General features: G+C 55.5%; 22 protein-coding genes. 10 read left to right on the top strand and 12 right to left on the bottom strand.

The annotated features are described in order from the left end of the window. Positions 1 to 2 precede the first annotated feature (2 nt). Positions 3 to 1,397, bottom strand: coding sequence for a chromosomal replication initiator protein DnaA (gene dnaA, locus C6A40_RS18440; RefSeq protein WP_010426558.1), 1,395 nt, complete (start codon positions 1,395 to 1,397; stop codon positions 3 to 5). A gap of 599 nt (positions 1,398 to 1,996) precedes the next feature. Here dnaA and rpmH point away from each other — a divergent pair. The 9 genes from rpmH (at position 1,997) to C6A40_RS18490 (ending at position 9,516) form a co-directional block, all read left to right on the top strand. Further along, positions 1,997 to 2,137 carry a 50S ribosomal protein L34 gene (gene rpmH / locus C6A40_RS18450; RefSeq protein ID WP_000831330.1) on the top strand — a complete coding sequence of 47 codons (141 nt, stop codon included), beginning with the start codon at positions 1,997 to 1,999 and terminating at the stop codon, positions 2,135 to 2,137. A 16-nt stretch (positions 2,138 to 2,153) separates the two neighbouring features. Beyond that, positions 2,154 to 2,513 carry a ribonuclease P protein component gene (gene rnpA, locus C6A40_RS18455; protein WP_021242673.1) on the top strand — a complete coding sequence of 120 codons (360 nt, stop codon included), beginning with the start codon at positions 2,154 to 2,156 and terminating at the stop codon, positions 2,511 to 2,513. Beyond that, positions 2,477 to 2,734, top strand: a complete 258-nt coding sequence (gene yidD, locus C6A40_RS18460) for a membrane protein insertion efficiency factor YidD (protein ID WP_001307474.1) — start codon at positions 2,477 to 2,479, stop codon at positions 2,732 to 2,734. Before rnpA ends, yidD begins: the two co-directional genes overlap by 37 nt. A gap of 2 nt (positions 2,735 to 2,736) precedes the next feature. Then, positions 2,737 to 4,380, top strand: coding sequence for a membrane protein insertase YidC (gene yidC, locus C6A40_RS18465; protein WP_008500173.1), 1,644 nt, complete (start codon positions 2,737 to 2,739; stop codon positions 4,378 to 4,380). A gap of 72 nt (positions 4,381 to 4,452) precedes the next feature. Then, positions 4,453 to 5,817, top strand: coding sequence for a tRNA uridine-5-carboxymethylaminomethyl(34) synthesis GTPase MnmE (gene mnmE / locus C6A40_RS18470; protein ID WP_045336443.1), 1,365 nt, complete (start codon positions 4,453 to 4,455; stop codon positions 5,815 to 5,817). A 111-nt stretch (positions 5,818 to 5,928) separates the two neighbouring features. Beyond that, positions 5,929 to 7,104, top strand: coding sequence for an MFS transporter (locus C6A40_RS18475; protein WP_045336441.1), 1,176 nt, complete (start codon positions 5,929 to 5,931; stop codon positions 7,102 to 7,104). Continuing rightward, on the top strand, positions 7,073 to 8,044 hold the full coding sequence (gene yidZ / locus C6A40_RS18480) for an HTH-type transcriptional regulator YidZ (RefSeq protein ID WP_008500176.1): 972 nt from the start codon (positions 7,073 to 7,075) through the stop codon (positions 8,042 to 8,044). The genes C6A40_RS18475 and yidZ overlap by 32 nt, the downstream gene beginning before the upstream one ends. Positions 8,045 to 8,166: 122 nt before the next feature. After that, positions 8,167 to 8,913: a 4'-phosphopantetheinyl transferase family protein gene (locus C6A40_RS18485; protein ID WP_023293689.1), complete on the top strand. Its 747-nt coding sequence runs from the start codon at positions 8,167 to 8,169 to the stop codon at positions 8,911 to 8,913. 36 nt (positions 8,914 to 8,949) lie between these two features. Further along, positions 8,950 to 9,516: an NADPH-dependent FMN reductase gene (locus C6A40_RS18490; RefSeq protein WP_014833835.1), complete on the top strand. Its 567-nt coding sequence runs from the start codon at positions 8,950 to 8,952 to the stop codon at positions 9,514 to 9,516. A gap of 91 nt (positions 9,517 to 9,607) precedes the next feature. Here the strand turns inward: C6A40_RS18490 and adeP are convergent, their stop codons facing one another. Beyond that, on the bottom strand, positions 9,608 to 10,945 hold the full coding sequence (gene adeP / locus C6A40_RS18495) for an adenine permease AdeP (RefSeq protein WP_021242668.1): 1,338 nt from the start codon (positions 10,943 to 10,945) through the stop codon (positions 9,608 to 9,610). 165 nt (positions 10,946 to 11,110) lie between these two features. On the opposite strand from adeP, the gene yieH reads away from it, so the two are divergent. Continuing rightward, positions 11,111 to 11,776, top strand: a complete 666-nt coding sequence (yieH, locus tag C6A40_RS18500) for a 6-phosphogluconate phosphatase (RefSeq protein WP_008500180.1) — start codon at positions 11,111 to 11,113, stop codon at positions 11,774 to 11,776. A gap of 31 nt (positions 11,777 to 11,807) precedes the next feature. Here yieH and C6A40_RS18505 read toward each other — a convergent pair whose 3' ends face one another. The 10 genes from C6A40_RS18505 to atpD form a co-directional block, all read right to left on the bottom strand. Beyond that, positions 11,808 to 12,956, bottom strand: a complete 1,149-nt coding sequence (locus C6A40_RS18505) for an esterase (RefSeq protein ID WP_114191328.1) — start codon at positions 12,954 to 12,956, stop codon at positions 11,808 to 11,810. Between the two features lie 160 nt (positions 12,957 to 13,116). Continuing rightward, on the bottom strand, positions 13,117 to 13,842 hold the full coding sequence (gene phoU / locus C6A40_RS18510) for a phosphate signaling complex protein PhoU (protein WP_008500182.1): 726 nt from the start codon (positions 13,840 to 13,842) through the stop codon (positions 13,117 to 13,119). A 26-nt stretch (positions 13,843 to 13,868) separates the two neighbouring features. Then, complete coding sequence (gene pstB / locus C6A40_RS18515) at positions 13,869 to 14,642, bottom strand: phosphate ABC transporter ATP-binding protein PstB (RefSeq protein WP_008500183.1); 774 nt, start codon at positions 14,640 to 14,642, stop codon at positions 13,869 to 13,871. 47 nt (positions 14,643 to 14,689) lie between these two features. After that, positions 14,690 to 15,580: a phosphate ABC transporter permease PstA gene (gene pstA / locus C6A40_RS18520; RefSeq protein WP_023345146.1), complete on the bottom strand. Its 891-nt coding sequence runs from the start codon at positions 15,578 to 15,580 to the stop codon at positions 14,690 to 14,692. Then, positions 15,580 to 16,539, bottom strand: coding sequence for a phosphate ABC transporter permease PstC (gene pstC, locus C6A40_RS18525; protein WP_008500185.1), 960 nt, complete (start codon positions 16,537 to 16,539; stop codon positions 15,580 to 15,582). The genes pstA and pstC overlap by 1 nt, the downstream gene beginning before the upstream one ends. Positions 16,540 to 16,667: 128 nt before the next feature. After that, entirely contained in the window at positions 16,668 to 17,708 is a 1,041-nt protein-coding gene (gene pstS / locus C6A40_RS18530; RefSeq protein ID WP_008500186.1) for a phosphate ABC transporter substrate-binding protein PstS, read from the bottom strand. A gap of 321 nt (positions 17,709 to 18,029) precedes the next feature. Beyond that, positions 18,030 to 19,859 (bottom strand): glutamine--fructose-6-phosphate transaminase (isomerizing), encoded by a 1,830-nt coding sequence (glmS, locus tag C6A40_RS18535; protein ID WP_008500188.1) that lies wholly within the window; start codon positions 19,857 to 19,859, stop codon positions 18,030 to 18,032. Positions 19,860 to 20,084: 225 nt separating this feature from the next. Next, positions 20,085 to 21,455 carry a bifunctional UDP-N-acetylglucosamine diphosphorylase/glucosamine-1-phosphate N-acetyltransferase GlmU gene (glmU, locus tag C6A40_RS18540; RefSeq protein WP_045336438.1) on the bottom strand — a complete coding sequence of 457 codons (1,371 nt, stop codon included), beginning with the start codon at positions 21,453 to 21,455 and terminating at the stop codon, positions 20,085 to 20,087. 137 nt (positions 21,456 to 21,592) lie between these two features. Then, the gene (locus tag C6A40_RS18545) at positions 21,593 to 22,012 is read right to left on the bottom strand and encodes a F0F1 ATP synthase subunit epsilon (RefSeq protein ID WP_006177560.1); all 420 of its coding nucleotides are present in this window, start codon (positions 22,010 to 22,012) and stop codon (positions 21,593 to 21,595) included. A gap of 20 nt (positions 22,013 to 22,032) precedes the next feature. Next, positions 22,033 to 23,415 carry a F0F1 ATP synthase subunit beta gene (atpD, locus tag C6A40_RS18550; RefSeq protein ID WP_003862362.1) on the bottom strand — a complete coding sequence of 461 codons (1,383 nt, stop codon included), beginning with the start codon at positions 23,413 to 23,415 and terminating at the stop codon, positions 22,033 to 22,035. Positions 23,416 to 23,417 lie beyond the last annotated feature (2 nt).

Genomic DNA, 23,417 nt, shown 5'->3' on the forward strand with positions numbered 1-23,417 from the left:
CGTCACGATGATAATGTTCTGATTAGATTGGAAAAATCTTCTTTTATGTCGTGGCTTTCTTCGCGTAACTGCTCAATCTTGCGACAGGCGTGCAGCACGGTCGTATGGTCACGGCCACCAAACGCATCGCCGATTTCCGGCAGACTGTGGTTGGTTAACTCCTTTGCCAGCGCCATCGCCATCTGACGCGGGCGCGCCACCGAGCGGGAACGACGTTTAGACAGTAAATCTGCCACTTTGATCTTGTAGTACTCAGCCACCGTCTTTTGAATATTGTCGATAGTGACCAGTTTTTCCTGCAATGCCAGCAAATCACGCAGCGCTTCACGCACAAAATCGATGGTGATCGCACGACCGGTAAAGTTGGCATTGGCGATAACGCGGTTCAGTGCCCCTTCGAGCTCACGCACGTTGGAGCGCAGACGCTTGGCAATGAAGAACGCCACTTCACCCGGCAGGCGAATGTCGTTTTCATCGGCTTTCTTCATCAGGATCGCGACGCGGGTTTCCAGCTCCGGTGGCTCGATCGCCACGGTCAGGCCCCAGCCGAAGCGGGATTTCAGACGATCTTCAACGCCGTTGATCTCTTTTGGATAACGATCCGAGGTCAAAATGATCTGCTGATTGCCTTCCAGCAGGGCATTGAAGGTGTGGAAAAATTCTTCCTGCGATCGTTCTTTATTGGCAAAGAACTGAATGTCATCGATCAGCAGCGCGTCAACGGAACGGTAGTAGCGTTTAAACTCTTCGATCGCATTGTTTTGCAGGGCTTTTACCATGTCCTGAACGAAGCGTTCGGAGTGCATATACACCACTTTGGCATTGGGCTTGCGCGCCATAATGCCGTTGCCCACCGCGTGCAGCAGGTGCGTTTTACCGAGACCCGTGCCGCCATACAGGAACAGCGGGTTGTAGGCCCCACCGGGGTTATCAGCAACCTGGCGAGCCGCCGCGCGCGCCAGCTGGTTCGACTTACCTTCAACGAAGTTATCGAACGTGTGTTTGACGTTTACGTTAGAGCGGTAGGTTGGCTCAGCCGGTGCAGGAACATTATCCCAACCCTGACGAGCAGGAGCGACGCGAGGGGCCGGCGCGGGTGCGGCCTGAGCAGGCGCAGCCACGTTCACGGTTTCACGTACGGTTTGGGTGACCGGCTTTGTGCCCACTTCAAAGCGCAGCTGTGGGGCATCTGACCCGCAGAAATCGTTCAGCAGTCCATTGATGTTATTAAGGTACTTGTCCCTTACCCAATCGAGCACAAAACGGTTTGGCGCGTACAAAGCCAGCGTGTTATCGCTCAGTTCCGCCTGCAACGGGCGGATCCACATACTGAATTCTGTGGCTGGTAACTCATCCTGCAATCGGGCAAGACACTGCTGCCAAAGCGAAAGTGACACGGCGGACTCCACTCGAACAATAAAAGAAAACTATTGAATATTCATGATTGTTGGCGCACATCGGCATGACCCTGTGTAAAGGGGGACGTGCGAATTGCTATCTGCAATTTATCCTGACCAGGATCCTGGGATCCCGATCGGGACCGCGGATCATAGCCTAAACTGAGCCAGAGATCTTCTGTTTCTCACAGATTCTTCCCGATTTATCCACAGGAAGATCAGAAACCGGTTAAGTGTAAACGATCCTGGCGCGAGTGCCCCACGATTTAGCCCGCATATTGGAAAAATTAATGAGCACAGCCAATTTATTGCTTAAATGATCTAACGAAGATCCGGGACGATCCTTGCGCTTTATCGGTGAGCCCGTATAATCCTCGACCCGGCGCGTGATGGTCATCTTCCTGCGTCGTCCGTTGCTCATTTTCCACGCGAAAACGTGCGGAAATACGCGGGAAATAAGGAAAGAGAATTGACTCCGGAGTGTACAATTATTACAATCCGGCCTCTTTAATCACCCACGCTGAGGCGTTAGTCGTTCGAAACTCGTTCGGGTATACGCAAAAGTCAGTGAATTTATTCAAGTTTAGGTAGAAATCGCCATGAAACGCACTTTTCAACCGTCTGTACTGAAGCGCAACCGTTCTCACGGCTTCCGTGCTCGTATGGCTACTAAAAATGGTCGTCAGGTTCTGGCACGTCGTCGTGCTAAAGGCCGCGCTCGTCTGACCGTTTCCAAGTAATAAAGCTAACCCCTGAGTGGTTAAGCTAGCATTTCCCAGGGAGTTACGTTTGTTAACTCCCGCTCATTTCACTTTCGTCTTCCAGCAGCCACAACGGGCTGGCACGCCGCAAATCACCATCCTCGGCCGCCAAAATTCGCTGGGGCATCCCCGCATCGGTCTCACAGTCGCCAAGAAAAATGTTAAGCGTGCGCATGAACGCAATCGGATTAAACGTCTGACGCGTGAAAGCTTCCGTTTACGTCAGCACGAACTGCCTTCAATGGATTTCGTGGTGGTGGCGAAGAAAGGGGTTGCCGACCTCGATAACCGTGCTCTCTCGGAAGCGTTGGAAAAATTATGGCGCCGCCACTGTCGCCTGGCTCCCGGGTCCTGATAGCCCTCATTCGGGTCTATCAACGCCTGATTAGTCCGCTACTCGGGCCGCACTGCCGTTTCACACCAACATGCTCAAGCTACGGAATTGAGGCATTGCGCAGGTTTGGAGTGATAAAAGGCAGTTGGTTGACGGTGAAACGCGTATTAAAATGCCACCCTTTACACCCCGGTGGAGACGACCCCGTCCCCCCAGGACCCTTTGATACCAGAGAACACTAACGATGGATTCGCAACGCAATCTTCTTATCATCGCTTTGTTGTTCGTGTCTTTCATGATCTGGCAGGCATGGGAGCAGGATAAAAATCCTCAACCCCAGCAGCAGACCACGCAGACTACGACCACCGCAGCGGGTAGCGCCGCCGACCAGGGCGTACCGGCCAGTGGCCAGGGGAAACAGATTACGGTTAAGACCGATGTGCTTGAGCTGACAATCAACACCCGTGGTGGTGATGTTGAGCAGGCGCTGCTGTTGACCTACCCGAAAGAGCTGAAGTCTAACGAACCGTTCCAGTTACTGGAAACCACGCCTGAGTTTATCTACCAGGCGCAGAGCGGCCTGACCGGTCGTGATGGCCCGGATAACCCGGCTAACGGTGCGCGTCCACTGTATAACGTCGAGAACGACACCTTTGTACTGGCTGATGGCCAGAACGAACTCGTTATCCCGATGACCTATACCGACGCCGCAGGCAACACCTTCACCAAAACCTTCACCCTGAAGCGCGGTGAGTATGCGGTGAACGTGGGCTACAGCGTACAGAACGCCAGTGCGAAACCGCTGGAGCTGTCGACCTTTGGCCAGCTGAAGCAGTCCATCAATCTGCCGTCTCACCGTGACACCGGAAGCAGCAACTTTGCGCTGCACACCTTCCGTGGCGCGGCGTACTCCACGCCTGACGCGAAGTACGAGAAATACAAATTCGACACCATTGCCGATAACGAAAACCTGAACGTCAGCGCTAAAGGCGGTTGGGTGGCGATGCTGCAGCAGTATTTCGCGACGGCGTGGGTGCCAAATAACGACGGTACCAACAACTTCTATACCGCGAACCTGGGTAACGGCCTTGCAGCCATCGGCTACAAATCTCAGCCGGTTCTGGTACAGCCGGGTCAAACCGGTAAGCTCGCCAGCACCCTGTGGGTTGGCCCGGAAATTCAGGACAAAATGGCCGCTGTTGCGCCGCACCTGGATCTGACCGTGGATTACGGTTGGTTGTGGTTCATCTCTCAGCCGCTGTTTAAGCTGCTGAAGTTCATCCACAGCTTCCTGGGTAACTGGGGCTTCTCCATCATCGTTATCACCTTCATCGTTCGTGGCATCATGTACCCGCTGACTAAAGCGCAGTACACCTCCATGGCGAAGATGCGCATGCTGCAGCCGAAGATTCAGGCAATGCGTGAGCGTCTGGGCGATGACAAACAGCGTCAGAGCCAGGAGATGATGGCCCTGTATAAAGCAGAGAAAGTGAACCCACTGGGTGGTTGCTTCCCGCTGCTGATTCAGATGCCAATCTTCCTTGCGCTGTACTACATGCTGATGGGTTCCGTTGAGCTGCGCCACGCGCCGTTCGCGCTGTGGATCCATGACCTGTCCGCACAGGACCCGTACTACATCCTGCCGATCCTGATGGGCGTGACGATGTTCTTCATCCAGAAGATGTCGCCGACCACCGTGACCGACCCGATGCAGCAGAAGATCATGACCTTTATGCCGGTCATCTTCACCGTGTTCTTCCTGTGGTTCCCGTCAGGTCTGGTGCTGTACTATATCGTCAGCAACCTGGTGACCATCATCCAACAGCAGCTGATTTACCGTGGTCTGGAAAAACGTGGCCTGCATAGCCGCGAAAAGAAAAAGTCCTGATCCGATAAGTTAACGCTAAAATAAGGGCGGTCGATTGACCGCCTTTTTTATTTGTATTGAACGAGAGCAACCATGAGCCATAACGACACTATCGTCGCCCAGGCAACCCCACCGGGACGCGGTGGTGTAGGCATTCTGCGTATCTCCGGCCTGAAGGCACGCGAGGTGGCCGAAGCGGTGCTGGGTAAACTGCCAAAGCCGCGCTACGCTGATTACCTGCCGTTTAAAGATGTCGACGGCACCCCGCTGGACCAGGGCATTGCGCTGTGGTTCCCCGGCCCGAACTCCTTTACCGGTGAAGACGTGTTGGAGCTGCAGGGCCACGGCGGCCCGGTTATCCTCGACCTGCTGTTAAAACGGATCCTGACCCTGCCGGGCCTGCGCATTGCGAAGCCGGGCGAGTTCTCCGAACGTGCCTTCCTCAACGACAAGCTCGACCTGGCGCAGGCGGAGGCCATTGCAGACCTGATCGACGCCAGTTCTGAACAGGCGGCCCGCTCTGCTCTGAACTCGCTGCAGGGGGCATTTTCCGCGCGTGTGAATCACCTCGTGGAAGCACTTACTCACCTTAGGATCTACGTGGAAGCGGCTATCGACTTCCCGGACGAGGAGATCGACTTCCTCTCTGACGGCAAAATCGAAGCCCAGCTCAACCAGGTAATGGCCGATCTCGACGCCGTTCGTGCCGAAGCGCGCCAGGGCAGCCTGCTGCGCGAAGGGATGAAGGTGGTGATTGCCGGACGCCCGAACGCCGGTAAATCGAGCCTGCTGAACGCCCTGGCGGGCCGTGAAGCAGCAATCGTAACCGACATTGCCGGTACCACTCGCGACGTGCTGCGCGAGCACATCCACATCGACGGCATGCCTCTGCACATCATCGATACCGCCGGTCTGCGCGATGCCAGCGACGAGGTTGAGCGCATCGGTATCGAACGCGCCTGGCAGGAGATCGAGCAGGCCGACCGCGTGCTGTTTATGGTGGACGGCACCACCACCGACGCCGTTGACCCGGCAGAGATCTGGCCGGACTTTATTGCCCGTCTGCCGGCCAAACTGCCGATCACCGTGGTGCGTAACAAAGCGGACGTGACCGGCGAAACGCTCGGTATCAGCGATGTGAATGGTCACTCACTAATTCGCCTGTCGGCGCGGACCGGTGAAGGCGTGGACGACCTGCGTAACCATCTCAAGCAGAGCATGGGCTTTGATACCAGCATGGAAGGCGGCTTCCTGGCGCGTCGCCGTCACCTGCAGGCGCTGGAAGAGGCGGCACGCCATCTTGACCAGGGCAAAGCGCAGCTGATTGGCGCGTGGGCAGGTGAACTGCTGGCGGAAGAGCTGCGTCTGGCGCAGCAGAATCTGAGCGAGATCACCGGGGAGTTTACGTCGGACGATCTGCTGGGACGGATCTTCTCGAGCTTCTGTATTGGCAAGTAATGCCCGCTAATCCATGGTGATTTCCTCCTGGGAAATCACCATTGTCCAAATGGCAACTCGCCTAATCCCTTTTCACCCCCTATCCTGCATGCCTGCATCTATGGGGGGTTTATGGCGCGTTTTCTGTTTTGTAGTTTCGCATTAGTTCTGCTTTATCCGTCCGGTATTGATATGTATCTGGTGGGATTACCGCATATCGCCCGCGATCTGGGCGCCAGCGAAGCGCAGCTGCACATCGCGTTTTCGGCCTACCTCGCGGGGATGGCGTCGTCGATGGTGTTTGCGGGGAAGATCGCGGATAAGGCAGGCCGTCAGCCTGTCGCTATCTCCGGTGCCATCGTTTTTGCCCTGGCGTCCCTTCTCTGCTCACAGGCGCAAAACAGCACCGTGTTTCTGACCGGGCGCTTTATCCAGGGCATCGGGGCGGGCGGCTGCTACGTGGTGGCGTTTGCCATTTTGCGCGACACCTTAAGCGCCCAGCGTCGCGCCAAAGTGCTGTCGATGCTAAACGGCATTACCTGCATCATCCCGGTGCTGGCCCCGGTCGTGGGCTATCTGATCATGCTGAAATTCCCGTGGCAGAGCCTGTTCTGGACCATGGCGGCGATGGGCGCGCTGGTGTTTGTCCTGTCGATTGCCGTGCTGAAAGAGACCCACCCGGGCTCGCAGAATACCGGCCATACCGCAACCCTTCACCCGGCAGAGAAGCTTCTCAACCGCTTTTTCCTCAGCCGTCTGACCGTGACCACGTTAAGCGTGGCGGTGATCCTGACCTATGTAAACGTTTCCCCGGTGTTGCTGATGGAGACCATGGGCTTCGATCGCGGTGAGTATTCCACGGTGATGGCATTAACCGCGATGGTCAGTATGGCCGTTTCGTTTTCGACGCCGTTTGCGCTGAATATCTTCCGCCAGCGCACGCTGATGGTGACCTCACAGGTTTTATTCCTTGCCGCAGGCGCGATCCTGGCGACCACCAGCTCACATGCGGTGATGCTGGTGGGCATTACGCTCATTTGCGCCGGGTTCTCGGTTGGCTTTGGCGTGGCGATGAGCCAGGCGCTTGGTCCCTTCTCGCTGCGGGCAGGCGTGGCGAGTTCGGTGCTGGGGATCGCGCAGGTCTGCGGCTCGTCGCTGTGGATTTGGCTGGCAGCCGTAGTTGGCCTGAACGCGCTGAATATGCTGATCGGGGTTCTGATTGGCTGTAGCATAGTCTGCATTACCTTACTTATGGTCATCCAGCCCGCGGCGCACTATGAAGAAGCCCATCAGCAGTCTCGATCTTAACCTGTTGCTGTGCCTGCAGCTTTTGCTGCAGGAGCGCAGCGTTACCAAAGCGGCGAAGCGGATGAACGTGACGCCGTCGGCGGTGAGTAAATCACTGGCCAAGCTGCGTGACTGGTTTGACGACCCGCTGTTTGTCAAAACGCCGCTAGGGCTGCTGCCGACGCCGCTGACGGTGAGCCTGGAGCAGGATCTGGCTGACTGGATGCAAATCGGCAACCAGATCCTCGATAAATTCCATCATGATTCTCCGGGCGGGCTGACGTTCGTGCTGGCCGCGGAAACGCCGCTGATGCTGATCCGCTTCAATACCCTGCTGGAGCAGGTGAACCAGCGCTATCCGCAGGCGACGGTGAAAATGCGCCAGTGGGATTACGACTCGCTGGACGCGATTACGCGTGGCGAGGTGGATTTGGGCTTCACCGGGCGTGAAACGCATCCGCGATCCCGCGAGCTGCTTAAGCTGATGCCGTGGTTTATCGACTACGAAATCCTGTTCAGCGACCGCCCCTGCGTCTATCTGCGCGAGGATCATCCGGCGCTTCAGCAAGAATGGAATCTGGAGACCTTCCTGCGCTATCCCCACATCAGCATCTTCTGGGAACGCAGCGATACCTGGGCGCTTGATGAGGTGTTAAAGGAGATGGGACGCGATCGCACTATCGCCATGAGCCTGCCGGGCTTCGAACAGGCGATGTTTATGGCGGCGCAGCCCGGCCATCACTATATCGCCACCGCCCCGCACTACTGTCATCACTACAATGAACTCCACCAGCGTAAGCTGATCGCGCTTCCGATCCCCATTGATGAGGAGCAGGCGGATAAATTGACCGTGCCCTTCACGCTGATCTGGCATAAACGGAACAGCCATAATCCCAAAATTCTCTGGCTGCGGGAGACCATCAAGGCGCTGTACGGTGCGAGCGATCCAATTTTTGCCTAAGAAAATGTAAAGTTCGGTCCTAAGGCTTCTCTTACTTCCATTTACTGATTAAAACAGGAGGCAAGTTAAGCGATAATCATGTAACCGTTTAACCGATTACGACCATTATCAAGGAGCGAAAAATGGCTACGCACTTTGCAAGAGGGATACTTACAGAAGGACGTCTCGTATCGGCAAGAATTTCTTCAGCCTGTCACCGTGAAGCACTCACTCTTCCGGAGCATCGCAGGTCGCGGTTTTTAGCGTCCCGAGCGCTTCTCGCAGAACTGATGTTTATGCTGTACGGCACCAGCGAGCTGCCGGACATCATTACCCAGCCAGAAGGCCGCCCGGTCTTTGCCGACCCGGATCTCCCTCGTTTTTCCATTGCCTACACGGGCAATATCATTGGGGTCGCGCTGACCACCGAAGGGGACTGTGGGCTCGATATGGAGCTTCAGCGCGCGACGCGCAGCTTCCACGGTGGTAACGCGCATGAAGACTATCCGCTCTCCAGCAATGAGAAGCTGTGGGTACGCAACCAGAACGATCCTGTTGAAGCCAGAGCCCAGCTCATTACCCTGCGCCAGAGCATTCGCAAGCTCTGCGGATGCGCCTCAGACGACGCCAGCCTGCTGCAGCTGTTGCCTGGCTCCGGACGTCTGCGCGCCACCCAGGCCACGCTGGTAGAAGCGCTCTGCGACGCGGAGGATGTGCTTATCTGGTCCATCGCGGTGACCCCCGCCATCGAACGCATGAAAATCTGGGAATTTGACAGTCAACAGGGATGGCGTAGCCTTCCTGATGTGCCCGAGCGCGCCAACGAGCCCGCCGCACGTCTGATGCGATTAACCAGTTTACCGGCAGAAAAAGCATTCACCCTTAGCTGATCCAATCAGGGTCATCATGATGAAACAGGAGTAATCATGTCTGATACGTTGAAAGTTGTTACGTTACTGGGAAGCCTACGCAAAGGTTCATTTAACGGGATGGTAGCCCGCACGCTGCCACAGCTGGCACCTGCAGGTATGGAAATTAGCGCCCTGCCGTCTATTGGCGATATTCCGCTTTATGATGCTGACGTACAGCAGGAAGAAGGGTTCCCGCAGAGCGTTGAAGCGCTGGCCGAACAGATCCGCCAGGCTGACGGCGTGGTCATCGTCACGCCAGAGTACAACTACTCTGTACCCGGTGGTCTGAAGAATGCCATCGACTGGCTGTCCCGTTTACCTGAGCAGCCGCTGTCAGGCAAACCGGTGCTGATCCAGACCAGCTCCATGGGCGCGATTGGCGGCGCGCGCTGCCAGTATCACCTGCGTCAGATCCTGGTCTTCCTCGATGCGATGGTGATGAACAAGCCGGAATTTATGGGCGGAGTGATTCAGAACAAGGTCGACCCGCAAACGGGTGAGGTGGTGGATCAGAGCACGCGCGACCATCTGTCTGGCCAGCTGACGGCGTTCGGGGATTATATTAAGCGGGTTAAAGCCTGATAAAAAAGCCCGGTGGCGCTAGCGCTTACCGGGCCTACACTCGTCAGTAGGTCAGGTAAGCGAAGCGCCACCTGACACCACAAACCGCACCTTAGTGCGCGTCAATAAACACAATCTTCAGCACAAACAGCAGCGCCACAACGATGACGCACGGGCTGAGGTCGCGGAAGCGGCCGGTACCGATCTTCATTACGCAGTAAGAGATAAAGCCCAGCGCGATACCTTCGGTAATCGAGAAGCTGAACGGCATCATCACGGCGGTAATAAACGCCGGCACCGCTTCGGTTAAATCATCCCACTTCACGCGAGACAGGCTGGAGGTCATCAGCACACCCACATAGATCAGCGCGCCGGCCGCAGCGTACGGAGGCACCATGCCCGCCAGCGGCGAGAGGAAGATCACCAGCAGGAACAGAATACCCACGACAACCGCCGTCAGGCCGGTACGGCCGCCCACAGAAACCCCGGAAGAGGATTCAATGTAAGCGGTCACAGACGAGGTCCCGATAAATGAGCCGGTCACAGAGGAGATACTGTCCACAAACAGCGCCTGCTTCATGCGCGGGAATTTGCCTTTCTCATCTGCCAGACCCGCTTTGTCGGTCACGCCGATCAGCGTACCGGAGGAGTCGAACAGGTTCACCAGCATGAAGGAGAAAATCACGCCCGCCAGGCCCAGGTTCAGGGAACCCGCCAGATCAACATGACCAACAACGGTAGAGACGCTCGGTGGCGCGGAAACGATGCCGTTATAGTGAACGTCGCCCAGCATCCAGCCCAGCAGCGTGGTCACCACGATGGAGACCAGCACCGCCGCATGAATATTGCGGGAAGCCAGGATGGCGATGATAAAGAAGCCCAGCACGCCCAGCAGCACGTTATGCGAGGTCAAGTGACCGATGCTCACCAGCGTATCCGGGTTCGCCACGATCACGCCGGCGTTTTTCAGCCCCATCATCCCGATAAACAGACCGATACCGCTGGTGATGCCCACGCGCAGGCTCACGGGAATGTTCGCAATCATCCAGTAACGCACGCGGAAAATGGTCAGCAGCAGCAGGCCAACCGCGCCCCAGAAGATGGCGCCCATACCCACCTGCCACGGCAGCCCCATCGCCTGAACCACCACGAAGGCAAAGAACGCATTCAGACCCATCGCCGGGGCCAGCGCGACCGGCAGGTTAGCGAACACACCCATCAGAATGCTGCCGAGGGCCGCGATCAGACAGGTAGTCACGAAGACGGCGCTGGTATCCATGCCAGCAACGCCCAGAATTTGAGGGTTAACAAAAACGATATAGACCATCGTCAGGAAGGTGGTGAAACCGGCGATCACTTCGGTGCGTGCCGTCGTGCCGTGCTCGCGCAGTTTAAACACGCGCTCAAGCAGACCCTGACCAGATGTCTGGGTAGTGTGTTGTTGACTCATCATCAATTTCCGAACAAGGAGGGAAAATTCGTCGCTATCCTATACCAAAATGCGACAATAGTGGCGGTTACGTGATACTTTTTTCATTGAATTTGCTTATACGGCAACGATTGCGTTCCGGTGAACTGCCGTACGTAAACGTTAAACTGGTTAAAAGGGAAAGGCATGTCCGGAATTGAAGCGGTATTTTTCGACTGCGACGGTACGCTGGTCGACAGTGAGGTCATTTGTTCCCGCGCGTATGTCGCCATGTTCCAGGAATTTGGCATTACGCTGGAACTCGACGAGGTGTTTAAGCGCTTTAAGGGCGTGAAGCTCTACGAGATCATCGACATCATTAACGAAGAACACGGCGTCGTTCTGGATAAAGCGGCTCTGGAACCGGTGTATCGCGCCGAGGTTGCGCGCCTGTTCGATTCGGAGCTGGAGGTGATTCCGGGCGCAAACGCGCTGCTGGATGCCATGACGGTGCCGATCTGCGTGGTCTCCAACGGGCCTGTCAGCAAAATGCAGCACTCGCTCGGCAAGCTTGAGATGCTGCACCACTTCCCGGAAAAACTGTTCAGCGGCTACGATATCCAGCGCTGGAAGCCGGACCCGGCACTGATGTTCCATGCGGCAAAGGCGATGAACGTTAACGTAGAGCACTGCATTCTGGTGGATGACTCGTCTGCGGGCGCGCAGTCGGGGATTGATGCGGGGATGGAGGTGTTTTACTTCTGCGCCGACCCGCACAACAAGCCGATCGTTCATCCAAAAGTCACGACCTTCACCGATCTGGCGCAGCTACCCGCGCTGTGGAAGGCCCGCGGTTGGAATATTACGCGCTAAGCAGACCCTCCCGGCAGGGAGGGCGACAGGTTTATCTGAAGAGCTTTTGAACAAACTCAGCATAGGCCGGACGCCAGACGTCCATTTCGTGGTTCAGACCGGGGTACATTTTATAGTCGAATTTGATGCCCTGCTTTTCCAGCTCCGCTTTCAGACCGGCGATATCTTTGCCGGTCACCGAATCGCGCTCTCCCACAACGACGGTGAAGTTATGCAGCTGCCGGTTAATGGCCTCAGGCTGCTTAAAGCGTGCGGCCACGCCTTCGTCAGGCACGGTTGTCGTGGTAACGCCGCTGAACGTTCCCAGCCAGCCGAAGCTCTCCAGATGATTCATCCCGGAGACCAGCGCCTGATAACCGCCCTGTGACAATCCCGCCAGTGCCCGGCCTGCCGCATCTTTACGCACGTTGAAGCGTGTATCCACCAGCGGAATAATCTCGCTCATCAGTTCACGGTCTGCGGCTTTCGCATTGAGCGGATAGAAAGACTTCCGTCGTTCTGCCGGTGGGAAGTTCTCGGGGATGGCCTCAGTGCTCTCCGTCTCGGTGTCGGGTACCACCACCAGCATCGGTTTGATTTTCCCTTCGGCCATCAGGTTATCCATGATTTGCGGCAGACGGCCCTGATCGATGGCAGAGAGCCCGGTATCCCCAAAACCATGGTAGAAGTAGAGCACCGGTAAGGGTTCCCCTGTGCCGTTGTAGCCAGGGGGAGTCCATACATAGACGCGGCGCTCTGACTTGAGTGACGGCGAGTGCCAGGTCAAGGTCGTCAGATCGCCATGCGGTACAGGACGATCGTCGAGAATACTGCCCGGAACCAGAATCAGGTTGGTGTTCACCTGCCGCTGGGGTTTTTGATAGCGGCTTCCCGTGTCAACTGAACGGAAACCATCGATGTCGAAATAATATTCGTAGAGATTCGGGGCCATCGGCTCGCTTTTCCATGACCAGACGCCATTTTTCTCTTTCGTCATATCATGGGAAACCTGGCTTTCAGGCATTGACCCCGTCACCACGGAGACTCGCGTTGCGCCGGGTGCAAACAGGCGAAACGTAATGCTTTTATCCGCATTAACCTGGGTCACATAGTGGCTGACCGGGGTAGTCTGGTCAGGTGTGACCGGCAACGGTGCGGCAATCACGTCTGTTCCAGTACCGATCCCGATGCTGATGGCCATCGCCAGGCACGCTAATGAATTTTTCATATACCATCCTTTGCTGTTTTTTCGTCTCACGTTAGCGCGTTTCGAACGTCAGGCAACGGATGAAGGGGAAAATTGTGATTACACTAGAAATAACAACGCCGGTGAGTACCGGCGTTGTTATCAGATGACAGGATTACTCTTTCGGGTCTTTACCCGCCAGCAGCTTGTCCAGCTCGTCGCCGCCCACGTGACGGAAGTCCTGACCCTTCACGAAGTAGAAAATGTATTCGCAAATATTCTGGCAGCGGTCACCGATACGCTCGATAGAACGCGCGCAGAACAGGGCCGTCAGCACGCTCGGGATCGTGCGGGAATCTTCCATCATGTAGGTCATCAGCTGGCGCACGATGCCTTCATACTCCTGATCGACCTTCTTGTCTTCACGGTAGATACGCACCGCTTCGTCCAGATCCATCCGCGCAAAGGCATCCAGCACGTCGTGCAGCATCTGCACGGTGTGGCGTCCCAGCGATTCGAGGCTCACCAGCAGCGGCTGATGCTGCTGAGAGAACTTCTCCAGCGCGGTGCGGCAGATTTTATCGGCGACGTCACCAATACGTTCCAGCTCGGCGATGGTTTTGATGATCGCCATCACCAGACGCAGGTCGCTCGCCGTCGGCTGACGTTTCGCGATAATGCGCACGCAGGCTTCGTCGATAGCCACTTCCATCATGTTGACGTTTTTATCGCCTTCAATGACGCGCTTCGCCAGCTCGCTGTCCTGGTTGTGCATCGCCGTAATCGCATCAGAAAGCTGCTGCTCGACCATGCCGCCCATGGTCATCACCTGGGTGCGAATGCTTTCCAGCTCTGCGTTGAACTGGCCGGAAATGTGTTTATTAAGATTGAGGTTGTCCATGGTTTCTCCACATGCACTAAGGCAAATCAACCGTAGCGGCCAGTAATATAATCTTCGGTTTGTTTCTTCGCGGGCTTAGTGAACAGATCGTCCGTGTTACTGAACTCAATCAATTCACCCAGGTACATAAACGCCGTGTGATCGGAGCAACGCGCAGCCTGCTGCATGTTGTGGGTCACGATAACCACGGTGTAATCCTGCTTCAGCTCGGTGATCAGTTCTTCAATACGACCGGTTGAAATCGGGTCCAGCGCTGAACACGGCTCATCCAGCAGCAACACTTCCGGGCGAATCGCAATACCGCGCGCAATGCACAGACGCTGCTGCTGACCACCGGAGAGAGAGTACCCGCTCTGGTGCAACTTATCTTTGGTTTCGTTCCATAATGCGGCCTTGGTCAAAGCCCACTGCACGCGCTCGTCCATATCGGCACGGGAGAGCTTTTCAAACAGGCGAACGCCAAAGGCGATGTTGTCATAAATGGACATCGGGAACGGCGTGGGTTTCTGGAACACCATCCCCACTTTCGCGCGCAGCAGGGCGATATCCTGAGCCTGGGTCAGAATGTTTTCACCGTCGAGGATGATTTCCCCTTCAGCACGCTGCTCCGGATAGAGCGAATACATTTTGTTAAAGGTACGCAGCAGCGTGGATTTCCCACAGCCGGACGGACCGATAAATGCCGTGACCTGGTTCTTCGCGATATCCAGGTTGATGTTCTTCAGGGCATGGAATTTGCCGTAGTAGAAGTTCAAATCACGAACCTGAATCTTACCCGGGGCAGTATCAACCATACTCATTGACTCATTTCCTCATTCGGCGCCGCGAGCTGCCGCGCCGTAAAAAATTAACCGTGTTTCTTCTTCGCGAAAATGACGCGCGCCAGAATGTTCAGCAACAGTACGCAAAGGGTAATGATCAGCACCCCGGCCCAGGCCAGCTGCTGCCATTCCGCGAAGGGGCTCATCGCAAATTTAAAGATCGTCACCGGCAGGTTGGCGATCGGCTGCATCATGTCCGTGCTCCAGAACTGGTTGGAGAGGGACGTAAACAGCAGCGGCGCCGTTTCACCCGCAATACGCGCCACCGCCAGCAGGATACCGGTCATGATCCCGGAGACCGACGCCTTCAGCGTAATCGCAGAGATCATCTTCCATTTTGGCGTACCCAGCGCGTAAGCCGCTTCACGCAGGCTGTCCGGCACCAGTTTTAGCATGTTCTCGGTGGTTCGAATCACAATCGGCACCTGCAGCAGCGCCAGCGCAATCACACCCGCCCAGCCGGAGAAGTGTTCCATCTGCGCCACCACGACGGTGTAAACGAACAGACCCACGACGATAGACGGGGCTGACAGCAAAATGTCGTTAATGAAACGAATCACTTCCGCCAGCAAGGATTTACGACCGTATTCTGCCAGGTAGATGCCCGCCATGATGCCCAGCGGCGTGCCGAAGACCGTGGCCCAGAGGATCAGCAATCCGCTGCCCGCCAGGGCATTCGCCAGGCCACCACCCGCCGTGTTCGGCGGCGGCGTCATTTCGGTGAACAGCGAGAATGACATTCCGTCAATCCCGCGAACGACCGTTGAGAAGAGGATCCAGACAAGCCAGAACAGACCGAATGCCATCGTCGCCATAGAGAGCGTCAGGGCAATGCGGTTTTTCATGCGGCGTCTGGCCTGCATTTTGCGGCGGGATTCCGCCAGTTCAGCAGTAGCTTGCATTTCGAGAGTGGCCATTAGCGTGCTCCCTCATTTTTAGCGAGACGCATAATCATCAGCTTGGAAATCGCCAGAACAATGAAGGTAATAACGAACAGAATCAGACCCAGCTCCATCAGCGCCGCAACGTGCAGGCCGGATTCCGCTTCCGCAAATTCGTTTGCCAGTGCAGAGGTAATACTGTTACCCGGCATATAAAGCGACGCGCTGTCGAGCTGATAGGTGTTACCGATGATGAAGGTGACCGCCATGGTTTCACCCAGTGCACGACCCAGGCCCAGCATCACGCCCCCGATCACCCCATTTTTGGTGAACGGAAGAACAATGCGCCAGATCACTTCCCAGGTGGTGCAGCCGATGCCGTAGGCCGACTCTTTCATCATCACCGGCGTTTGTTCGAACACATCGCGCATCACCGCCGCAATGTACGGAATAATCATGATGGCGAGGATCACACCCGCCGCCAGAATGCCGATACCGAAAGCCGGGCCAGAGAACAGGGCCCCCACAAACGGAATGGCAGAGAGGACGTTACCCACCGGTTCCTGGAAGTACGTGGCGAACAGCGGCGCAAAGATAAACAGACCCCACATGCCGTAGACGATACTTGGGATGGCCGCCAGCAGTTCGATGGCGATACCCAATGGGCGACGCAGCCAGCCCGGTGCCAGCTCCGTCAGGAACAGGGCGATACCGAAACTTACCGGAACCGCAATCAGCAGGGCGATGAACGAGGTCACCAGCGTGCCGTAAATCGGCACCAGTGCACCGTAGATATCGTTCGGCGCATCCCACTCTTTACTCCACAGGAAGGAGAAACCGAATTTCTGGATGCTCGGCCAGGAGGAGAAAATCAGAGACACGATAATGCCGCCCAGCAGCAATAGCACAATCAGCGCAGCCAGTTTGACCAGCGCGCTGAAAATCATGTCACCTTTTTTACCCGGAGGGTTAAATGCAGGCTTGGTTGCAGCCATAAATTACTCTTCTGTTTGAGACGTTTTTACGAATATGCCCGGTGGCGCTGACGCTTACCGGGCCTACAGAGTAAACCGTAGGGCGGGTAAGCGCAGCGCCACCCGCCATCTTCGTTAAATATATCCTGTTAGTACAGCGCTTTACCGCTGCTGTCTTTCACGTTGGTTTTCCATGCAGCGCGAATCTGCTCAACCACGTTGTCTGGCAGGGTGGCGTAATCCAGAGCGTTAGCCTGTTTGCCGCCGTTTTTGTATGCCCAGTCGAAGAACTTCAGCACTTCAGCGCCCTGTTCAGGTTTCTTCTGCTCTTTGTGCACCAGGATGAAGGTGGTAGAGGTGATTGGCCACGCCCCTTCGCCCTTCTGGTTAGTCAGATCCTGCGCGAAGGATTTGCTCCAGTCAGCGCCTTTGGCGGCGTTAGCAAAGTTCTCTTCGGTCGGGCTAACCGGTTTGCCGTCGGCAGACACCAGTTTGGTGTAGGACAGGTTGTTCTGCTTCGCGTACGCATACTCTACGTAGCCGATGGAGCCAGGCAGACGCTGTACGAACGCGGCGATACCGTCGTTACCTTTACCGCCCAGACCGGTAGGCCAGTTAACGGTAGAGCCGGAGCCGACTTTAGATTTCCACTCTTCGTTCACTTTCGCCAGGTAGCTGGTGAACACGAAAGAGGTACCAGAACCATCCGCGCGGCGAACCACGGCGATGTTCTGGGAAGGCAGCTTCAGGCCTGGGTTGAGTTTGGCGATCGCTTCGTCATCCCATTTTTTGATTTTGCCCAGGTAGATGTCACCCAGGGTTTTGCCGTCCAGCACCAACTCACCGGACTTCACGCCCGGCAGGTTGATCGCCAGAACCACGCCACCGATCACGGTAGGGAACTGGAACAGGCCTTCCTGAGCCAGTTTGTCATCAGACAGCGGAGCATCTGATGCGCCGAAATCAACCGTGTTCGCGGTAATTTGTTTTACGCCACCGGAGGAGCCGATACCCTGATAGTTAACCTTGTTACCGGTTTCTTTCTGGTAGGTATCCGCCCATTTGGCATACACCGGCGCAGGGAAGGTTGCACCAGCGCCAGTCAGGCTTGCTTCTGCAAATACAGAGAACGCGCTCAGAGATAAGGTCGCGGCGACAACAGTTGCGACAGTGGTACGCATAACTTTCATAATGTCTCCTGCAAGATTTTCGTAAATCGTTGTTTAGTGGCTACGATGAGCAAAATAGGACAAACAGGTGACAGATAAATGTACGAATTATGACAGTTTTATGACAATGAAAATTTAACTTAAAATTAAACAAAATAAAGCTTAATTTTCATCAAGTTAGCCACTTTTATGACAGGTTGTTTTCAGAAATATTTTCTTTATGTGACACTGAAAAAAGTAGCTGAAGATGACAAATTGTCATTATTAAAAATGAGAAAGGATTGATGAAAAACAAACCAGGCAGGATAAAAAAGCTCCACCCGAAGGTGGAGCCTGAAGGGTTTATTCTACAGTGACCGATTTCGCCAGGTTACGCGGCTGGTCGACGTCGGTGCCTTTGATCAGCGCCACGTGATAGGCCAGCAGCTGCAGCGGAACGGTGTAGAAGATCGGCGCAATCACCTCTTCCACATGCGGCATCTCGATGATGTGCATGTTGTCGCTGCTGGCGAAACCGGCATCTTTATCAGCAAAGACGTACAACACGCCGCCACGGGCGCGGACTTCTTCGATGTTGGACTTCAGTTTTTCCAGCAGTTCGTTGTTCGGTGCCACGACGATAACCGGCATATCCGCGTCAATCAGCGCCAACGGACCGTGTTTCAGCTCGCCTGCCGCATAGGCTTCAGCGTGAATGTAAGAGATCTCTTTCAGCTTCAGCGCGCCTTCCAGCGCAATCGGATACTGATCGCCACGGCCCAGGAACAGGGCGTGATGTTTGTCAGAGAAATCTTCCGCCAGAGCTTCAATGCGTTTGTCCTGAGACAGCATCTGCTCAATACGGCTCGGCAGCGCCTGCAGACCGTGAACGATGTCATGCTCAACAGAGGCATCTTCACCTTTCAGACGCGCCAGTTTCGCCACCAGCATCAGCAGAACCGTCAGCTGAGTGGTAAACGCCTTGGTGGAGGCCACGCCGATTTCGGTACCCGCTTTGGTCATCAGCGCCAGATCGGATTCACGCACCAGCGATGAGCCCGGGACGTTACAGATGGCCAGAGAACCCAGATAACCCAGCTCTTTAGAGAGACGCAGCGCCGCCAGGGTATCTGCCGTTTCACCTGACTGGGAAAGGGTGATCATCAGGCTGTTACGACGTACGGCAGATTTGCGATAGCGGAACTCAGAGGCAATTTCCACGTCGCACGGCACGCCCGCCAGAGATTCAAACCAGTAGCGAGAGACCATACCGGAGTTGTAGGAGGTACCGCAGGCTACGATCTGAATATGCTCAACCTTGCTGAGCAGTTCGTTCGCGTTTGCGCCCAGCTCGCTCAGATCCACTTCACCATGGCTGATGCGCCCGGTCAGGGTGTTTTTGATGGCGTTTGGCTGCTCGTAAATCTCTTTCTGCATGTAGTGACGGTAAGCGCCTTTGTCGCCCGCGTCGTACTGCAGATTCGATTCGATCTCCTGACGTTTCACCTGCTCGCCTTTGGTATCGAACACGGTTACGCTGCGGCGAGTCACTTCGGCGATATCCCCCTCTTCAAGGAAGATAAAGCGACGCGTTACCGGCAGCAGTGCCAGCTGATCGGAAGCGATAAAGTTTTCACCCATGCCCAGGCCGATAACCATCGGGCTACCGGAACGCGCGGCCAGCAGCGTGGACGGGTCGCGGGAATCCATGATCACCGTACCGTACGCACCGCGTAGCTGAGGAATAGCACGCAGCACCGCATCACGCAGCGTACCGCCCTGCTCAAGTTCCCAGTGCACCAGGTGAGCAATCACTTCGGTGTCGGTTTCAGAGACGAAGGTGTAGCCGCGCGCTTTCAGTGCTTCACGCAGCGGTTCGTGGTTTTCGATAATGCCATTGTGCACGACCACGATGTGTTCAGACACATGCGGGTGCGCGTTGCCTTCAGACGGTTCGCCGTGCGTCGCCCAGCGGGTGTGCGCAATACCGGTTCCCCCGTGCAGCGGATGTTCTTCCGCGGCCTGGGCCAGCATCTGCACTTTACCGAGACGGCGCAGACGGGTCATATGACCTTCTGCATCGACGACAGCCAGACCGGCAGAGTCGTAACCACGGTATTCCAGACGACGTAAACCTTCGAGAAGGATTTCAGCAATATCACGCTGCGCAACTGCGCCAACAATTCCACACATAATTTTAGATTCCGAATTTAGGCATAATGCCTGCGTTGTCGCTGACCTGTATTTGCCCTTTCCGGGCGCCCCGAGCCTTGTAGAGAGTGGGGTTATTTTTATGGGTACTGCTTGTGGGGGGAGATATATGTTTATCTCCTCACCCGGGTTTGCCTGATGACGGCTACGCCTTATCAGGCCTACTCAATCGTAGGGCGGGTAAGCGTAGCGCCACCCGCCTTGTTGTTACTTCTTCTTCACAGGACGTTTCCAGCCCTGCTTGTGCACCTGCGGCACACGGCTTAATACCAGTTCGTTATCGGCGATATCGCGCGTAACGGTTGTCCCGGCGGCAATCGTTACGCCGTTACCCACGGTAACAGGTGCCACCAGCTGGGTGTCGGAACCGACAAACACATCATCACCGATGATGGTTTTAAACTTATTGGCGCCGTCATAGTTACAGGTGATTGTGCCTGCGCCAATGTTGACGTTGTCACCAATTTCCGCGTCGCCCAGATAGGTTAAATGACCGGCTTTTGAGCCTTTACCCAGACGCGCTTTTTTCATCTCAACGAAGTTGCCCACGTGAGCGCCTTCCAGCAGCTCAGCGCCCGGGCGCAAACGCGCAAACGGGCCGATGGTACAGGCCACATCCAGACGGGCATCTTCCACCACGCTGTACGGGCTGATTTCACAGTCGTCACCAATGACGCTGTTTTTGATCACGCAGCCAGCGCCAATTTTGACGCGATTGCCCAGCGTGACGTGACCTTCGAGGATAACGTTAGTATCAATTTCAACGTCGCGCCCGTGCGCTAACGTTCCACGCAGATCGAAACGCGCCGGATCGCGCAGCATCACGCCAGCCAGAAGGAGTTTCTCGGCCTGTTCGGACTGATAAACGCGCTCAAGACGGGAGAGTTGAAGGCGGTTGTTCACCCCTTCGGTTTCGCTGATGCGCGCCGGATGGACCGCCGCAATCTCGCGCCCTTCCTGGTATGCCATCGCAATGATGTCGGTGATGTAGTATTCACCCTGCGCGTTATTGTTATTGAGCTTCGACAGCCAGCGCTTCATATCCGCACCATTGGCAATCAGGATACCGGTGTTGATCTCCTGAATCTGACGCTGCGCCTCGCTGGCATCTTTATGCTCAACAATACCCGTAACGTTGCCGTTTTCACGGGTGATACGGCCATAACCGGTTGGATCGTCCAGCACAACAGTTAATAAACCGATGCCGCCCTGCGGTTTGGCTTCACGCAGGCGAGTCAGCGTTTCAACGGAGATCAGCGGGACATCGCCGTAGAGCATCAAAATGTCTTCGTCATCCGCAAAGAAGGGCGCTGCCTGCTGCATAGCATGGCCTGTACCCAACTGTTCAGCCTGAAGCACCCAGTTGAGCTTGTCGTCGCTCAGCGTCTTTTTCAGCAGATCGCCGCCGTGGCCGTAGACCAGGTGGACCTGACTGGCACCCAATTCATTCGCTGCATCAATGACGTGCTGCACCATTGGCTTTCCTGCAAGCGTGTGAAGTACTTTAGGCAGGTCGGAATACATGCGGGTCCCTTTGCCTGCGGCAAGGATCACCACGCTCATCGCACTGTTTGACATACGCATCCTGACGGTAGTTTGAGTGAGAAGTAAAAACGTTTGATGCTTAAAATTCTACATCTTTTTCAACATGAATTAAGGACGAAAAAAAAGCCAGCCTGGTATCCAGACTGGCTTTTGTGCTTTTCAAGCCGGTGTTACATCGCTTTTTTGGTCAACTCGATAACGCGCAGTTTCGCGATCGCTTTGGCCAGCTCCGCAGACGCCTGAGCGTAATCCACGTCACCATGAGAGCTGCTAATGTGCTCTTCAGCCTTACGCTTCGACTCCAGGGCTCGCGCTTCGTCGAGATCCTGGCCACGAATAGCGGTATCGGCCAGAACGGTCACACTACCAGGCTGCACTTCAAGAATGCCGCCGGACAGATAGATAAACTCTTCGTGACCGAACTGTTTAACGATGCGGATCATACCAGGCTTAATGGCGGTGAGCAGCGGTGCGTGACCCGGGAAAATACCCAGCTCACCTTCACTACCCGTTACCTGGATTTTCTCGACCAGACCAGAGAACATTTGTTGCTCTGCGCTGACGACGTCCAGGTGGTAAGTCATTGCCATATCACCCTCCGATTAAGGCGTTAAAGTTTTTTGGCTTTTTCCACAGCTTCTTCGATGGAACCAACCATGTAGAACGCCTGCTCTGGCAGGTGATCGTATTCGCCTTCCATGATGCCTTTAAAGCCACGGATGGTGTCTTTCAGGGAAACGTATTTACCCGGAGAACCGGTGAATACTTCCGCAACGAAGAACGGCTGGGACAGGAAGCGCTGGATCTTACGCGCACGTGCTACCACCAGTTTGTCTTCTTCAGACAGTTCATCCATACCCAGGATGGCGATGATGTCTTTCAGTTCCTGGTAACGCTGCAGCAGGGACTGTACGCCACGCGCGGTGTCGTAGTGTTCCTGACCAACAACCAGTGGATCCAGCTGACGGCTGGTGGAGTCCAGCGGGTCAACGGCTGGGTAGATACCCAGAGACGCGATCTGACGGCTCAGTACCACGGTTGCATCTAAGTGCGCAAAGGTGGTGGCTGGAGATGGGTCAGTCAAGTCATCCGCAGGTACGTATACCGCCTGAACGGAGGTGATAGAACCGGTTTTGGTAGAGGTGATACGTTCCTGAAGAACACCCATCTCTTCCGCCAGCGTTGGCTGATAACCTACCGCTGAAGGCATACGACCCAGCAGTGCAGATACTTCAGTACCGGCCAGGGTGTAACGATAGATGTTATCAACGAACAGCAGAACGTCACGGCCTTCGTCACGGAACTTCTCAGCCATCGTCAGGCCGGTCAGCGCAACGCGCAGACGGTTTCCAGGTGGCTCGTTCATCTGGCCGTAAACCAGGGATACTTTGTCCAGAACGTTGGAGTCGGTCATTTCGTGGTAGAAGTCGTTACCCTCACGAGTACGTTCACCTACGCCCGCAAATACGGAGTAACCGGAGTGCTCGATCGCGATGTTACGGATCAGCTCCATCATGTTTACGGTTTTACCTACACCCGCACCACCGAACAGACCCACTTTACCGCCCTTCGCAAACGGACACATCAGGTCGATAACTTTGATACCGGTTTCCAGCAGTTCCTGAGAGCTGGACAGCTCTTCGTAGGAAGGTGCCGCGCGGTGGATAGCCCAACGCTCTTCTTCACCGATGTCGCCTTTCATGTCGATTGGCTGACCCAATACGTTCATGATACGACCCAGTGTTGCTTTACCTACCGGGACTTCGATCGGGTGCTCAAGGTCTTTTACTTCCAGACCACGACGCAGACCGTCGGAAGAACCCATCGCGATGGTACGCACGATACCGCCGCCGAGCTGCTGCTGAACTTCCAGCACCAGGCTCTCGTTACCATTCTGTACCTCAAGCGCGTCGTACACGCGTGGTACGGCGTCCTGAGGGAACTCGACGTCCACCACGGCGCCGATTACCTGGACAATCTTTCCAGTAGCCATCT

The organism is Enterobacter sp. GER_MD16_1505_Eko_090, assembly GCF_003331015.1.
Taxonomy (GTDB): Bacteria; Pseudomonadota; Gammaproteobacteria; order Enterobacterales; family Enterobacteriaceae; genus Enterobacter; species Enterobacter roggenkampii.

What these genes read in the sequence shown, in the direction of transcription:
- rpmH (WP_000831330.1), top strand. Translation starts at nt 1,997, where the DNA reads ATGAAACGCACTTTTCAACCGTCTGTACTGAAGCGCAACCGTTCTCAC.
- yidD (WP_001307474.1), top strand. Translation starts at nt 2,477, where the DNA reads ATGGCGCCGCCACTGTCGCCTGGCTCCCGGGTCCTGATAGCCCTCATT.
- yidC (WP_008500173.1), top strand. Translation starts at nt 2,737, where the DNA reads ATGGATTCGCAACGCAATCTTCTTATCATCGCTTTGTTGTTCGTGTCT.
- mnmE (WP_045336443.1), top strand. Translation starts at nt 4,453, where the DNA reads ATGAGCCATAACGACACTATCGTCGCCCAGGCAACCCCACCGGGACGC.
- C6A40_RS18475 (WP_045336441.1), top strand. Translation starts at nt 5,929, where the DNA reads ATGGCGCGTTTTCTGTTTTGTAGTTTCGCATTAGTTCTGCTTTATCCG.
- yidZ (WP_008500176.1), top strand. Translation starts at nt 7,073, where the DNA reads ATGAAGAAGCCCATCAGCAGTCTCGATCTTAACCTGTTGCTGTGCCTG.
- C6A40_RS18485 (WP_023293689.1), top strand. Translation starts at nt 8,167, where the DNA reads ATGGCTACGCACTTTGCAAGAGGGATACTTACAGAAGGACGTCTCGTA.
- C6A40_RS18490 (WP_014833835.1), top strand. Translation starts at nt 8,950, where the DNA reads ATGTCTGATACGTTGAAAGTTGTTACGTTACTGGGAAGCCTACGCAAA.
- adeP (WP_021242668.1), bottom strand. Translation starts at nt 10,945, where the DNA reads ATGAGTCAACAACACACTACCCAGACATCTGGTCAGGGTCTGCTTGAG.
- yieH (WP_008500180.1), top strand. Translation starts at nt 11,111, where the DNA reads ATGTCCGGAATTGAAGCGGTATTTTTCGACTGCGACGGTACGCTGGTC.
- C6A40_RS18505 (WP_114191328.1), bottom strand. Translation starts at nt 12,956, where the DNA reads ATGGCCATCAGCATCGGGATCGGTACTGGAACAGACGTGATTGCCGCA.
- phoU (WP_008500182.1), bottom strand. Translation starts at nt 13,842, where the DNA reads ATGGACAACCTCAATCTTAATAAACACATTTCCGGCCAGTTCAACGCA.
- pstB (WP_008500183.1), bottom strand. Translation starts at nt 14,642, where the DNA reads ATGAGTATGGTTGATACTGCCCCGGGTAAGATTCAGGTTCGTGATTTG.
- pstA (WP_023345146.1), bottom strand. Translation starts at nt 15,580, where the DNA reads ATGGCCACTCTCGAAATGCAAGCTACTGCTGAACTGGCGGAATCCCGC.
- pstC (WP_008500185.1), bottom strand. Translation starts at nt 16,539, where the DNA reads ATGGCTGCAACCAAGCCTGCATTTAACCCTCCGGGTAAAAAAGGTGAC.
- pstS (WP_008500186.1), bottom strand. Translation starts at nt 17,708, where the DNA reads ATGAAAGTTATGCGTACCACTGTCGCAACTGTTGTCGCCGCGACCTTA.
- glmS (WP_008500188.1), bottom strand. Translation starts at nt 19,859, where the DNA reads ATGTGTGGAATTGTTGGCGCAGTTGCGCAGCGTGATATTGCTGAAATC.
- glmU (WP_045336438.1), bottom strand. Translation starts at nt 21,455, where the DNA reads ATGTCAAACAGTGCGATGAGCGTGGTGATCCTTGCCGCAGGCAAAGGG.
- C6A40_RS18545 (WP_006177560.1), bottom strand. Translation starts at nt 22,012, where the DNA reads ATGGCAATGACTTACCACCTGGACGTCGTCAGCGCAGAGCAACAAATG.
- atpD (WP_003862362.1), bottom strand. Translation starts at nt 23,415, where the DNA reads ATGGCTACTGGAAAGATTGTCCAGGTAATCGGCGCCGTGGTGGACGTC.